15 protein-coding genes are annotated in these 13,142 nt (G+C 75.6%); 8 read left to right on the top strand and 7 right to left on the bottom strand.

What is annotated here, in order from left to right; all coding sequences use genetic code 11:
* Nucleotides 1-422, bottom strand: a 422-nt coding sequence (locus BLT39_RS21420; RefSeq protein WP_242658565.1) for a cbb3-type cytochrome c oxidase subunit I, incomplete at its 3' end; no start/stop codon positions are given.
* 72 nt (nt 423-494) lie between these two features.
* Here BLT39_RS21420 and BLT39_RS21415 point away from each other — a divergent pair.
* The 8 genes from BLT39_RS21415 to BLT39_RS21380 are packed head-to-tail and all read left to right on the top strand — an operon-like array spanning nt 495 to nt 7,864.
* Nucleotides 495-827: a YidH family protein gene (locus BLT39_RS21415; RefSeq protein ID WP_207508316.1), complete on the top strand. Its 333-nt coding sequence runs from the start codon at nt 495-497 to the stop codon at nt 825-827.
* Entirely contained in the window at nt 824-1,132 is a 309-nt protein-coding gene (locus BLT39_RS21410; protein WP_091069204.1) for a DUF202 domain-containing protein, read from the top strand. The genes BLT39_RS21415 and BLT39_RS21410 overlap by 4 nt, the downstream gene beginning before the upstream one ends.
* A 46-nt stretch (nt 1,133-1,178) precedes the next feature.
* Complete coding sequence (locus BLT39_RS21405) at nt 1,179-2,492, top strand: cytochrome P450 (protein ID WP_091069202.1); 1,314 nt, start codon at nt 1,179-1,181, stop codon at nt 2,490-2,492.
* An 18-nt stretch (nt 2,493-2,510) separates the two neighbouring features.
* Nucleotides 2,511-3,662, top strand: coding sequence for an acyl-CoA dehydrogenase family protein (locus tag BLT39_RS21400; RefSeq protein ID WP_091069199.1), 1,152 nt, complete (start codon nt 2,511-2,513; stop codon nt 3,660-3,662).
* Entirely contained in the window at nt 3,659-4,672 is a 1,014-nt protein-coding gene (locus tag BLT39_RS21395) for an acyl-CoA dehydrogenase family protein (RefSeq protein WP_091069196.1), read from the top strand. Before BLT39_RS21400 ends, BLT39_RS21395 begins: the two co-directional genes overlap by 4 nt.
* On the top strand, nt 4,669-5,919 hold the full coding sequence (locus BLT39_RS21390; RefSeq protein WP_091069194.1) for an alpha-amylase family glycosyl hydrolase: 1,251 nt from the start codon (nt 4,669-4,671) through the stop codon (nt 5,917-5,919). The genes BLT39_RS21395 and BLT39_RS21390 overlap by 4 nt, the downstream gene beginning before the upstream one ends.
* 15 nt (nt 5,920-5,934) lie before the next feature.
* On the top strand, nt 5,935-7,422 hold the full coding sequence (locus BLT39_RS21385) for a class I adenylate-forming enzyme family protein (RefSeq protein ID WP_242658606.1): 1,488 nt from the start codon (nt 5,935-5,937) through the stop codon (nt 7,420-7,422).
* A gap of 55 nt (nt 7,423-7,477) precedes the next feature.
* Nucleotides 7,478-7,864, top strand: coding sequence for a VOC family protein (locus tag BLT39_RS21380; protein ID WP_165640359.1), 387 nt, complete (start codon nt 7,478-7,480; stop codon nt 7,862-7,864).
* A 256-nt stretch (nt 7,865-8,120) separates the two neighbouring features.
* On the opposite strand, the gene BLT39_RS21375 is transcribed toward BLT39_RS21380, so the two are convergent.
* The 6 genes from BLT39_RS21375 to BLT39_RS21350 are packed head-to-tail and all read right to left on the bottom strand — an operon-like array spanning nt 8,121 to nt 13,118.
* Nucleotides 8,121-8,510: a hypothetical protein gene (locus tag BLT39_RS21375; RefSeq protein WP_091069185.1), complete on the bottom strand. Its 390-nt coding sequence runs from the start codon at nt 8,508-8,510 to the stop codon at nt 8,121-8,123.
* 4 nt (nt 8,511-8,514) lie between these two features.
* Nucleotides 8,515-9,288: a thioesterase family protein gene (locus BLT39_RS21370; protein WP_091069182.1), complete on the bottom strand. Its 774-nt coding sequence runs from the start codon at nt 9,286-9,288 to the stop codon at nt 8,515-8,517.
* Nucleotides 9,285-10,184, bottom strand: a complete 900-nt coding sequence (locus BLT39_RS21365) for an acyl-CoA thioesterase (RefSeq protein ID WP_091069179.1) — start codon at nt 10,182-10,184, stop codon at nt 9,285-9,287. Before BLT39_RS21365 ends, BLT39_RS21370 begins: the two co-directional genes overlap by 4 nt.
* Nucleotides 10,181-11,002, bottom strand: a complete 822-nt coding sequence (locus tag BLT39_RS21360; RefSeq protein WP_207508315.1) for a DUF1295 domain-containing protein — start codon at nt 11,000-11,002, stop codon at nt 10,181-10,183. The genes BLT39_RS21365 and BLT39_RS21360 overlap by 4 nt, the downstream gene beginning before the upstream one ends.
* The gene (locus BLT39_RS21355) at nt 10,999-11,913 is read right to left on the bottom strand and encodes an SDR family NAD(P)-dependent oxidoreductase (protein WP_091069177.1); all 915 of its coding nucleotides are present in this window, start codon (nt 11,911-11,913) and stop codon (nt 10,999-11,001) included. Before BLT39_RS21355 ends, BLT39_RS21360 begins: the two co-directional genes overlap by 4 nt.
* Nucleotides 11,910-13,118: an acetyl-CoA C-acyltransferase gene (locus tag BLT39_RS21350; RefSeq protein WP_091069175.1), complete on the bottom strand. Its 1,209-nt coding sequence runs from the start codon at nt 13,116-13,118 to the stop codon at nt 11,910-11,912. The genes BLT39_RS21355 and BLT39_RS21350 overlap by 4 nt, the downstream gene beginning before the upstream one ends.
* Between the last annotated feature and the right edge of the window lie 24 nt (nt 13,119-13,142).

Here is a 13,142-nt window from a genome sequence, read left to right as displayed (position 1 = left end):
CCACCCGGGGTGAAGAACCCCGAGATCAGGATCAACCCACCGAAGAGGAACAACCAGTACGAGAACGCGTTCAGCCGCGGGAACGCCACATCCGGGGCACCCAGCTGCAACGGCAGGATCAGGTTCGCGAACGCGAAGAACAACGGCGTCGCGAAGAACAACAGCATCACCGTGCCGTGCATGGTGAACAACTGGTTGTACTGCTCATTCGACAGGAACTGCAGACCCGGACGGGCCAGCTCACCACGCATGAGCATGGCCATCAGGCCACCCACCATGAACCAGGTGAACGAGGTGGCCAGGTACATCAACCCGATCACCTTGTGGTCGGTGGTCCGCAGCAGCATCGACAGCCGCGAACCCTTCTCGGCCACGTGAACCGGAGAAGGACGGCTCACGATCGGGGCAGGAGCGATCGTCACGGGGTGTTCCTCAGGTCGTCGGCGCTTGGGGGCCAGACTAGGCCGGTGGTACGACGGACCTCGGAGGCCCCTGTGGAGACCGAGCCGGACTACCGGTTCACCCTCGCCAACGAGCGCACCTTCCTGGCCTGGCTGCGCACCGCGCTGTCACTGCTGGCCGCCGGGGTGGCCCTGGACCAGTTCGTCCCCGACCTCGGCGCACCGGCCCTGCGCACCGCCCTCGGGGTGGGGCTGGGTGCGCTCAGCGTCCTCTGCGCGGTGGGCGGGCTGCTCCGCTGGCAGCGGGTGCAGCGCTGCATGCGCCGCGGGGAGCCGCTGCCCACGCCCCGGTCGGGCGTCGTCCTCGCCGCGGGGCTGGCGGTCGTGGCGCTGGTGCTGTCGGTCCTGCTGCTGCTGTCCTCGTGAGCGCCCCGCCCACGCTGGCCGCCGAGCGCACGGCGCTGGCGTGGGCCCGCACGGGCCTGGCGGTGCTGGCCAACGGGGCGCTGCTGCTGGTGCGGGTGCTCACCGGGCGGGGGGCGGCCGCCACCGCGGTGCTCGTCGCCGCCTCGGTGCTGGTGGCCGCGGTCGCCGTCGTCCTCGGGTGGCGGCGCAGCCGCGCGCTGCGGGACGGGTCCCCGGCGGCGACCCGCGGCCCGTGGGTGCTGGGCGTGCTGGTCGCCGCGCTGTGCTTGGCCGTCGTCGTGGTGGTGCCGTCCGCAGGTGCGTGACCCGGGTCACCTGCATGGCTAGGGTCGCCGTCGGAGGTGGTCGACGATGTCCGCGGACCTGCTGGCGCACGTCCCCGGTGACCGCGGCTGGCCGCTGGTCGGCCACACCCTGATGTTCGTGCGGGACGCCCGCGGCCTGACCGAGCGCCACCGCCGGCGCTACGGCGACGTGTACCGGATGCGGGTGCTGGGCCGCGAGGGCGTCACGTTCCTGACCCCGCAGGCGACCCGGGAGATCTACCTGGACCCGGGCAAGGTGCTCTCCAGCGAGGGCGGCTGGTCCAGCTCGATCGGCCCGCTGTTCCGCAACGGGCTCATGCTGCGCGACTTCGACGACCACCACCGGCACCGGCGGGTCATGCAGCAGGCCTTCAGCCGGGCCGCGCTGACCGGCTACGTCGACGCCATCCACGACGTGACCGACCGGCACCTGCGGTCCCTGCCCGCCGGCGACGTCGACGTGTACGTGCTGATGAAGCGGCTGACGCTCGACATCGCCGCCGAGGTGTTCGTCGGGGTGTCCCTGGGCGAGCAGTCCGAGCGGGTCAACCAGGCCTTCCAGGCCGCGGTGGCGGCCTCGATCACCCCGCTGCGGGTGGCGCTCCCCGGGTCGACCTACCGGCGCGGCCTGCAGGGCCGGGCCGAGCTGACCCGCGTGTTCGGCGAGCTGGTCGCCCAGCGGCGCCGCGAGGAGCCCCGCGGCGACCTGCTCTCGCGCCTGGCGCACGCGACCACCGAGGACGGCGAGCTGCTCCCGGTCGACGACGTCGTGGACCACATGGTCTTCCTCATGCTCGCCGCGCACGACACCACCACGTCGACGCTGGCGGTGATGCTGTGGCAGCTCGCCCTGCACCCGGCCGAGCAGGACCGGGTGGCCGAGGAGGTCCGCGCGCTGGACGGCGCCCCGGTCACCCCGGCCGACCACGGCCGCCTGGAGCACACCACCCGCGCCATGCAGGAGGCGCTGCGGCTGAGCCCGCCGGTGCCGTTCTCCCCGCGGCACGCCCTGGCCGACGTCGAGATCACCGGCGTCCGGGTGCCGGCCGGGCACGGGGTGAACGTGTCCAGCCTGGCGCTGCACCGCCACCCCGACTGGTGGACCCGGCCCGACGCCTTCGACCCCGACCGGTTCGCCCCCGGCCGCGAGGAGCACAAGCAGCACAGCCACCTGTTCGTGCCCTTCGGCGGCGGGGCGCACCTGTGCATCGGCAACCACGTCGCCGAGGTGATGGTCAAGGCGATCGTCGCCCGACTGCTGGCCGGCCGGCGGGTCACCGCCGACCCCGCCGCCGGCGTGGTCATCCGCGCCGTCCCCATCCCCAAGCCCCGCGGACCGATGCTGCTCACCGTCCGCTGACCTGGTTCCATCCAGGGCATGCCGTCGACGCTGACGCTCGCCCCCGCACCGCCCTCCGAGGCCGCCGAGGCGGTGCGGCTCGAGGTCCGGCAGTTCCTCGCCGAGGAGCTCGCCGCCGGCAGCTTCACCACGCACGTGGACACCTGGCTGTCCGGGGTCGACCCCGCGTTCTCCCGCAAGCTGGGGGAGCGGGGCTGGCTCGGCATGACCTGGCCCAAGGAGTACGGCGGGCACGAGCGCACCGCGATGGAGCGCTACGCCGTCACCGAGGAGCTGCTGGCGGCCGGTGCGCCGGTCGCCGCGCACTGGATCGCCGACCGGCAGTCCGGGCCCAACCTGCTGCGCTACGGCACCGAGACCCAGCGCAAGGAGATCCTGCCGCGGATCGCCGCGGGCGAGTGCTTCTTCGTCATCGGGATGAGCGAGCCCGACTCCGGCTCCGACCTGGCCTCGATCCGCACGAAGGCGGTGCGCAACGCCGACGGCGACTGGGTGGTCGACGGCGCCAAGGTGTGGACGTCGAACGCCCACCACAGCCACTACGCGATCGTGCTGGTGCGCACCGCCCCCGCCGACCCGTCCGCCCGGCACGCCGGGATGAGCCAGCTGCTGGTCGACCTGTCGCTGCCGGGCATCACTATCAACCCGATCCGCATCCTCGACGGCGGCCACCACTTCAACGAGGTGGTCTTCGACTCCGTCGTCGTCCCCGGCGACATGCTGCTGGGCGAGGAGGGCGCCGGCTGGCACCAGGTGACCGCCGAGCTGGCCTTCGAGCGCAGCGGCCCCGAGCGCATCCTGTCCACCTTCCCGCTGCTGGCCGCCTTCGCCCGCCGCGCGTCGACCGACGCCGAGCTCGCCACCCTGGGCCGGCTGTCGGCCCGGTTGCTGGCGCTGCGGCAGCTGTCGATCCGGATCGCCGCGGCGCTGGACCGCGGCGAGCTGCCCGACATCCCCGCGGCGCTGGTCAAGGACGTGGGGACGACGTTCGAGGCCGACGTCGCCGAGGAGATCCGCCGGGTGGTCGACGTCCCGGCATCCCTGGACTCACCCGACCCGCTCGGGAGGGCGCTGGCCGAGGCGCAGCTGCACCAGCCCGGCTACACGCTGCGCGGCGGCACCAACGAGATCCTGCGCGGGATCGTGGCGCGCGGGCTGGGTCTGCGATGAGCGGCGAGCAGGACCTCGTCGTCGCCACGGTCCGGGAGATCCTGGCCAGGCACGAGCCGGTCAAGCTGACCGCCGAGCGCCGGTGGGACGCGCAGCTGTGGGCCGAGCTGGCCGAGGCCGGGCTGACCGGGGTCGGGCTGCCCGAGGAGGCCGGCGGGTCCGGCGGCGAGCTGGCCGACGCGGTCGCCGTCGTCGCCACCCTGGCCGCGGGGGCCGGCGCGGTGCCGGTCGCCGAGCAGCTGCTGGTCGCCGGCCCCGCCGTCCTGGCCGCGGGGCTGGCGCTGCCGCCGGTGGACGAGCCGCTGACCGTCTCGGTCACCGGGGCGCTGCGGGTCGAGGACGGCCGCATCTCGGGGACGGCGACCGACGTGCCCTGGGCCGGGGTGGCCCGGCACCTGGTCGCGGTCGCCGACGGCCCGGACGGCGAGGTGCTCGCGCTGGTCGACGTGGGCGACCTCGAGGCCAGCGACGCCGTGGACCTGGCCGGGCAGCCGCGCGGGTCCTACGTGCTCGACGGCGTGCCCGCGCAGGTCGGCCCGGTGGGGGAGCTGCGGGCCCGGTTCGCGCTGGCCCGGGCGGTGCAGCTGTCCGCGGCGGCGCAGACCGTGCTGGCCTGGACCGTGCAGTACGCCGGCGAGCGGGTGCAGTTCGGCCGGCCGCTGGCGAAGTTCCAGGGCATCCAGGTGCAGCTGGCGCAGATGGCCGGCGAGGTGACCGCGGTGTCGGCCCTGGTCGACGCCGCCGTGCAGCGGCTGGACCGCGGTGAGCCGCTGGAGCTGGCGGCCGCGGCGGGCAAGGTGCGGGCCGGCGCGGCCGTCGACGTGGTCGCGCGGCTGGCGCACCAGGTGCACGGCGCGATCGGGTTCACCCTGGAGCACCGGCTGCACCACCTGACCACCCGGATGTGGTCCTGGCGCGACGACGCCGGCAGCGAGACGACCTGGGCGCGGGTGCTCGGTGCCGCGGTGGCCGGCGACGACCCGTGGCCGGCCCTCGTGGGCATCGTGTGAGCGAGCCGGCCTGGGTCGCCGACGCCATCTGGTGGCAGGTGCACCCGCTGGGGTTCGTCGGTGCCGAGCGCGAGGCGGTCGAGCCGGTGACCCACCGGCTGCCGCGGATCACCGGCTGGCTGGACCACCTGGTCGCGCTGGGCTGCAACGGCCTGGCGCTGGGGCCGGTGTTCGCGTCGGCCACGCACGGCTACGACACCCTCGACCACCTGCGCATCGACCCGCGGCTGGGCGACGAGCAGGACTTCGACGACCTCGTCGCCGCCGCGCACGAGCGGGGGATCCGGGTGCTGCTGGACGGCGTGTTCAACCACGTCGGCCGCGACCACCCCGCCGTCGCCGACCCGGCCCGCCGCCACTGGATCCGGTGGGACGGCGACCGGCCGGGCACCTTCGAGGGCCACGACCTGCTCGTCGAGCTCGACCACACGCAGGACGACGTCGTGGCCCTCGTCGTCGAGGTGATGTGCCACTGGCTGGACCGCGGCGCCGACGGGTGGCGGCTGGACGCCGCCTACGCCGTCCGGCCCGAGTTCTGGGCCCGGGTGCTGCCCGCCGTCCGGGAGCGGCACCCCGACGTCTACGTGGTCGGCGAGGTCATCCACGGCGACTACGCCGGGGTCGTCGCGGCCTCGGGCATGGACGCGGTCACCCAGTACGAGCTGTGGCAGGGCATCTGGCACGGGCTCGCCGAGGGCAACCTGTTCGAGACCGCGCACGCGCTGGAGCGCCACGACGGGTTCCTCGACGCCTTCGTGCCGTGGACGTTCGTCGGCAACCACGACGTCACGCGGATCGTGGACCAGGTCGGGGAGCACCTGCTGCCGCACGCGCTGGTCCTGCTGCTCACCACGGGCGGGACGCCGGCCGTGTGGTCGGGCGACGAGTTCGGCTGGCACGGCATCAAGGAGCACCGCGCCGGCGGCGACGACGCCATCCGGCCGGAGTTCCCCGCCGACCCGCTCGCCGTCCGGGGCGGGGCCACCTTCGCGCTGCACCAGGAGCTGATCGGCCTGCGCCGCCGGCACCGCTGGCTGCACCGGGCCCGCACCGTGCAGCTGCACCTGACCAACGAGCAGCTGATCTACCGCACCTCCGCCGGCGGCGAGGTGCTGCTCGTCGCGCTCAACCTGGCGCCCGGCCCGGCCGTGGTCCCCGCCGCCGGCGAGCTGCTCGCCGGGTCGGGCGCGCCGCGGGGCGGTGACCTGGAGCTGCCCGCCCACGGCTGGGCCGTCCTCAGCCAGTAGGTGCAGGATGCAACGGTGGTCTTCGAGAACAGCGGGATCCAGCGGGGCGAGGACGGCGTCGCCCGGTACACCGGCCTGGCGCGCAACGTCGTCCGCGGCTTCGCCGACGCCGTCGCGGCGCACCCCGACCGCACCGCCGTCGTCGAGCTCGGCGGCGGCACCGCCACCTACCGCGAGCTGTGGGACGGCGCCGCCCGGGTGGCCGGCGGACTGCGCGCGGCCGGCGTCGCGCCGGGGGACCGGGTCGCCGTCGGCTTGCCGAACGGCCTGGCGTGGATGCTCGCGTTCTGGGGCGCCCAGCTGGCCGGCGCCGTCGTCGTCCCGCTGAACACCCGGCTCGCGCCGGTCGAGCGCGACTACGTGGTCGCCGACTCCGGCGCCGCGATCGTCCTGGACACCCCCGACCTGCCCGACGGCAAGCCGGCCGAGCCGGCCGACCCCGCGCACGCCGACGTGGCCGCGCTGTTCTACACCTCGGGCACGACCGGCCGGCCCAAGGGCGCGGTGCTCACCCAGGAGTGCCTGCTCAGCTCGGCGGAGAACGTGCAGCGCTGCCGCGAGCTCGACCCGGCCGACCGCAACGTCTCGCTGATCTCCGTGCCGCTGTTCCACGTCACCGGCTGCTGCTCGCAGATGGTCACCCAGGTGCTCATGGCCGGCACCACCGTGCTCATGCCGAAGTTCTCACCCGCCGCCTTCCTGGCCGCGGTCGCCGAGCACCGGGTCACCCTGCTGACCAGCGTGCCGACCATCTACGAGCTCGTGATGCGGCACCCCGACCTCGCCACCACCGACGTGTCCAGCGTGCGGGCGCTGTCCTACGGCGGGGCGCCGATGGCCCCCGAGCTGGTGCACCGGCTGCGCGCGGCGTTCCCGGGCACCCGGCTGGGCAACGGGTTCGGCCTGTCGGAGACCAGCGCGCTGGCCACCTTCCTGCCCGACGCCTGGACCGACGCGCACGCCGACTCCGTCGGCTTCCCGGCCCCCGTGGTCGACGTCGCGGTCGACCGGCCCGACCCGGACACCGGCGTCGGGGAGCTGCTCGTCCGCGGGCCCAACGTCGCGACCGGGTACTGGGGCGACCCGGCCCGGACGGCGGAGACCTTCCGGGGCGGCTGGCTGCACACCGGCGACCTCGCGACGATCGACGCCGAGGGCCTGGTCCGGATCGTCGACCGGGCCAAGGACATGATCAACCGGGGCGGGGAGAACGTGTACTCCGTCGAGGTGGAGAACGCCCTCGCCGAGCACCCCGACGTCCTGGAGGTCGCCGTCGTCGGCGTCCCGGACGACGTGATGGGGGAGAAGGTGGGCGCGGTCCTGCTGGTGCGCGAGCCGCTGGACCTCGCGGAGTTCGCCGCGTTCGCCCGGCACCGGCTGGCCGACTACAAGGTGCCGCAGTGGGTGCGGGTGCTCGACGGGCCGCTGCCGCGCAACGCCGGCGGCAAGGTGCTCAAGGGCCCGCTGCGGACGGCGGAGGGCTGGACGCCGGTCCCGCGATGAGTCCGGCCCGCCCGGCCGGTCCCAGCTCCGACGACCCCCGACCGAGGAGCTGACCGTGCCGCTGCGCGACCTGCAGACCATCACCCTGTTCGTCGAGGACCTCGACGCCGCCCGCCGGTTCTACGCCGCGGTGTTCGAGGGCCACGAGCTGTTCGCCGACGACGTCTCGACCGCGCTGTCCATCGGCAACGTGGTGGTCAACCTGCTGCAGGCCGACCAGGCCGGCGACCTGGTGGAGCCCGGTGCCGTGGGATCCCCGGGGGCAGCGCGGTGCCTGCTCACCGTCGAGGTCGCCGACGTCGACGCGGTGTGCGCCGAGCTCGCCGAGCTGAGGGTGCCGCTGCGCAACGGCCCGCAGGACCGGCCGTGGGGCGTGCGGACGGCGACCTTCGCCGACCCGGCCGGCCACCTGTGGGAGGTCGCCGCCCCGCGTGCTGGATGACGGCCCGGCGCCGGGAAGAGGTCGCGTCCGTCCTCGGGAGGTGTCCTCGGCCGACGTCGTGCGCTGAGTCCCCCAGCGGGTCAGAGCTCGAGCACACCTGGGTCGCCCAGCGACTCATCGCCCTCGTGCTCTGAAGCGCCCGGCGACTCAGCGCACTCGAGCTCTGAACCGCAAGGCGACTCAGGGCCCAACGTCGCCGGGGAGAACCGTGCCGCGGCGACCGTCGTCGCGGGGGCGGGGACCTCGACCGCGCGGGTCAGTCAACGTCGCCGGGGACGTGCACCGGGTCGTCGGCCAGCGGCGCGACCGCGAGCTGGGCGGCGGTGGCCGCGGCGGCCCAGCCGCCGCTGATCGCGGCGGCCTGCCGGAACCGGGGCCAGACCAGCGCCGCCGGCACCATGCTCGCCGCGTGCAGGGCGTCGACGGCGGCGCCGGCCTGCATGCCCTCCCGGGTCGGCGACGCCAGCAGCAATGCGCTCTGCAGCACGGTCCGCGCCCCCAGCACCCGCACCAGCCAGGCGGCGGGCGCCCGCCGGCCCGGCGCCAGGGTGCGCAGCGACCAGCGGGGCAACAGCAGCAGCGCCAGCCCGCCGGCGCCCAGGCCGGCCGACACCAGCCGCACCCGGTCGGTCCGCGAGATCGTCATCGGCTCACCTTGCCCGCACCAGCAGGGGCTGCGCCACCTCGCCGACCACGCCGCCGGCGTCGGAGACCGTGCCGGTGCACAACCCGAGCCCGTTGGCGCCGATCGTGGTCCGGCAGGCCAGGTGCACCCACTCGCCCTCGGCCTCCCGGGTCAGGTGCACCGTCACCCCGGGCGGGATCGAGAGCCAGTGCTCCAGCGGCAGCTCGGCGGAGATGCCGTTGGCGGCGTCGGCGGCCACCAGCACGCGGTCGGTGCCGGTCGGCTCAACCCCGGCGACCAGCGGGATGCGCAGCCGCGTCCAGACGTCGGCCGCGCCCAGCTCGTAGGCCGACCCGCGGGCGTAGCGCCACTCCAGCGCCTGGCCGTAGCCCCAGTCGGTGAGGTGCGGCAGCACCTGCGAGGGCACCGCGTCCTCCACCGGGGACGGCGGCACGGGCGGGTGCACCACCGGCGGCGTCGGCCCCGGCGCCAGCGACCACACCCGCGCCACCACGGCCGGCCGGCCCTGCACCGACAGCACGGCCTCGGTCAGGTCGATCCGCCGCCCGGGCCGCAGCGGCGAGACCTCCACGGTGCACTCGGCCCGCGGGATCGCCCCCAGGAAGTCCACCGACACCCGCACCGGCTGCTGGCCCGACTGCTGCGCGGCCAGGTGCGCCAGCAGCGCGGTGGGCGGGCCGCCGTGCTGCGCGCTGCCGTCCCACGGGCTCTCGGTGGCCGTCGTGGGCTCGAACCGCCCGTCGCCGAGCGGCAGGTAGAACGCTTCGGGGGAGGTCACGCCGGCGACGGTATCCGTGGCAGCACCAGCGCCTGCTGGGCCACCCCGGCCACCGGGGTGCCGTCCTGGGCCCACACCTGCGCGGTGACCAGCGCCCGGCCGCCCACCGACGCGGGCGAGGCCAGCTCGAACAGCAGCCACTCGTCGCCCCGGGGCCGGGTGTGCCACCACATCGCGTGGTCCAGCGACACAGCCGACCACTGCTCGTCGAAGGCCCGCTCGTGCCCCAGGTGGTAGCCGTGCGGCTGGACGGCCGCGGAGATCAGCAGCAGGTCCGACAGGTAGGCCAGCACCGCGCGGTGCAGCAGCGGGTCGTCGGGCAGCGGGCCCGCCGCCCGCATCCAGGCCGTCGAGGTGCCGCCGCCCACCCCCACCACGCCCGGTCCCGGCGGTTCCGGCGGGACGCCACCGGGGGGCAGCGCCGGCAGCCGCACCTCCACCGCGTCGAACCCCGCCCACACCGGGCCCAGCCCGCCGTGCGGTGCGGACGCCGCGGCCAGGTCCGGCAGCTCGGCGGCCGGCCGGACGTCGGGCAGCGGCGGCGCGTGGCCCGGTCCCTCGCCGTCCACGGCCGCCGTCGTCACCACCCGGCAGACCTCCGCGCCGCCCTGGCGGATGCGTACCTCGCGGGTGGACAGCAGCCGGCCGTCGCGGACCCGCTCGACCGCCAGGTCCAGCGGCACCCCGGACCGCCCGGGCCGGAGGAAGGAGGCGTGCAGCGACACCGTCGACCGGTCCGGCCGCACCGTGCGGCCCGCCGCGACGACGGCCTGGGCGAGCAGCTGGCCGCCGAACAGCTGAGGCAGTGCCAGCGCGGCGCTGCCGCCGCAGAACCGGTCCTCCCCGGCCGGGGCGAGGTCGAGCACGCCCAGCAGGTCGGCGACGTCGTGGCTCACCGCGGGGCCGGGGAGCGCCGCGGCGGGCGGGGCAGGAAGCCGCTGGTGCGGGCCACGTAGTCGGCGTAGGCGTCGCCGCGACGGCGCATCATGCCGCGCTCCAGCAGCGCCGCGCCCGAGCCCGTGACCAGCATCCGGACCATCAGCCACGGCGAGACCACGGTCAGCAGCCCCCACCAGGAGCCCAGCGCCAGCAGGAACAGCGCCACCCACACGCAGCTGTCGCCGAAGTAGTTGGGGTGCCGGGTCCAGGCCCACAGGCCCCGGTCCATGATCTGCCCGGCGTTCGCCGGGTCGGCCTTGAACCGGGCCAGCTGCCAGTCCCCGATGGCCTCGAAGACGAACCCGACCAGCCACAGGAGCACGGCGACGGCGTCCAGCCAGCTCAGCGGCGCGGACTCGTACATCGCCACCTGCACCGGCAGCGACACCACGAACAGGACGACGCCCTGGTAGCCGTAGATCCGCCGGACGAGGAAGGGCACCAGCGGGCCGGTGCGCTTGCGCATCAACGCCTCGTAGCGGCGGTCTTCGGGCCTGCCGTGGTTGCGGGCGAAGATGTAGCCGCCCAGCCGCAGCCCCCAGACCGCAGTAAGCGCGAACACCAGCCAGCGGCGGCCGGTGTCCCCGCCGTCCCCGGACGACAGCACCAGGCTCACCCCGGCGACGACGACGAACCCGGGCCCCCAGACCACGTCGATGATCGACTGCTTGCCAATCGCGGTGGCCAGCGCCATGACGGCGCCCAGCAGCACCACCAGGGCGAGCAGGCTGCCGGCCAGGTTCACGGTCAGGTCGGTCCAGGGCAGGTCGGTCACGCGGGTCCTCCGGTGGGGGTGGGTGCGACGGCGGCCGCGAGGTCGAGGAACGCCTCCTGGGCGGAGGCGAAGGTGCGGGGTGCGCCGGCGCGGCTGGTGGCCAGCAGGCCGGCGAGGTCCGGGCCGGTCAGCGGTCCGTCGGGCAGCCGCACGGGGTCGTACTCGACGGCGTCGGCGGTGCGCACGGCGCCGGCCGCGGCGACCACGACCTGGCCGTTGAGCGGGCAGGCCGGGTCGAGCAGCGCGGTGGCGACGGGGGCGACCAGCTCGGGTGCCATGGCGTCGACGTAGCGGCGGTCCATGCCCTGGTCGGTCATCTGCGTGGTCGCGTAGGGCAGCAGCACGTTGGCCGCCACACCCTTGCGGGGACCCTCGATCGCCATGGTCCGGGCCAGGGCGACGACCGCGCCCTTGCTGGCGGCGTAGGCCGCGGCGGCCAGCTCGCCGTGCAGGCCGGCGCCGCTGGAGACCAGCAGCACCCGGCCGGAGCCCTGGTCCCGCATCGCCCGCAGGCACGCCCCGGCCACCTGCGCGGTGCCGGCCACGTTGACCGCCAGCACCCGGGCGAACTCCTCGGGCTCCACCCGGTGGGCCAGGGCGAGGGGGTTGATGCCGGCGCTGGTCAGGCAGCCGTCCAGCCGCCCCCACCTGTCCAGGGCGAGGGCGACCAGCCGGTCGGCGGTGGCCGGGTCCTCCACCTCGCCGTGCTCGGCGACGGCTCTGCCCCCGGCGGCCTCGATCTCGGCGACGACGGCGTCGGCGGCGCGCCGGCCGTGCACGTCGCGCACCCGGTCGCGGTTATTCACCACGACGTGCGCGCCGGCCGCGGCCAGATGCAGGGCGAAGGCACGGCCCAGGCCCTTGCCACCGCCGGTGACGACGACGACCCGGCCGGCCAGCCGGGGGATCACGCGGGCTCCCGTTCCACCAGGACGGCGACGCCCAGCCCGGCGGCGCCGCTGACCGCCGCGACGCCGTAGCGGCCCTCCCGCGCCTCGAGTTCGGCGACGCACTGGCCGACCAGGATCGCGCCGGTGGCGCCGAAGGCGTGGCCCATGGCGATCGTGCCGCCGTCGGGGTTGAGCCGGTCGGGCCCGGCGTCGAGGTCCCGGCGGAATCGCAGGCACAGCGCGGCGAACGCCTCGGCGAACTCGAACACGTCCACGTCGGCGGCGGTCAGCCCGGCCCGGGCGAGCACTGCCTCCACCGCCTGCTGGCCGGCGGTGAGCATCACCACGGGGTCGGTGGCCGCGGTCGCCGAGGCCACCACCCGGGCCCGGGCGCGCAGACCAGCGGCCTCGGCGGCCGCGCGGGAGCCCAGCAGGAGCAGGGCGGCGCCGTCGGCCAGGGCGGGGGAGGTGCCCACGGTGTGCTCGTGCCGCAGCGGCCCGACGCCGGGGTGTGCAGCGGCCACGAGCGCGTCCTGGCCCTGCGCGCCGAGCTCGGCGAAGGCGGGGGGCAGCTGGGCCAGGGACTCCGCGGAGGTGCCCGGGCGGACCAGCTCGTCGCGGGTGACCGGCTCGCCGTCCGGCCCGGTGAAGGGCACCACCGACCCGGCGTAGCGGCCGGCGTCCCAGGCCGCGGCCGCCTTGGCGTGGGTCTCCACGGCGTAGGCGTCCAGCTGCTCGCGGGTGAACCCGTCGAGGGTGGCGTTGAGGTCGGCGGCGATGCCCATGTGCACCGACCCGACGGCGGAGATGGTCGCGGGGTCGGCCCACAGCGGCCCGCGGTCGGTGAACATCGGCACCCGGGACACGCTCTCGACGCCGCCGGCCACGGCCAGGTCGAGGTCGCCGCCGCGGATCCGGCCCGCGGTCTGCGCCACGGCGTCCACCCCGGAGGCGCAGAACCGGTTGAGGGTCACGCCCGGCACCCGGTCGCCCCAGCCGGCCAGCAGGGTCGCCGTCCGCGCCAGGTTGGCGCCCTGCTCGTCGACCTGGGAGGCGCAGCCGAGCACCACGTCCTCGACCCGGCCGGCGTCGAGGCCGGTGCGGTCGACGAGCGCGTGCTGCAGCCCGGTGACCAGCTCGACCGGGCCGTGCCCGTGCAGCGCGCCGCGGCGGGACCCCTTCCCGCGCGGTGAGCGCACGAAGTCGAGCACGTAGGCGTCGGTCATCTCGGTTCTCCGTCCCGGAGGTGC

The organism is Klenkia brasiliensis (assembly GCF_900100695.1).
Lineage (GTDB): Bacteria > Actinomycetota > Actinomycetes > Mycobacteriales > Geodermatophilaceae > Klenkia > Klenkia brasiliensis.
The sequence above is the reverse complement of the archived record's forward strand: the minus strand, read 5'-3'. Positions and strand labels throughout refer to the sequence as shown.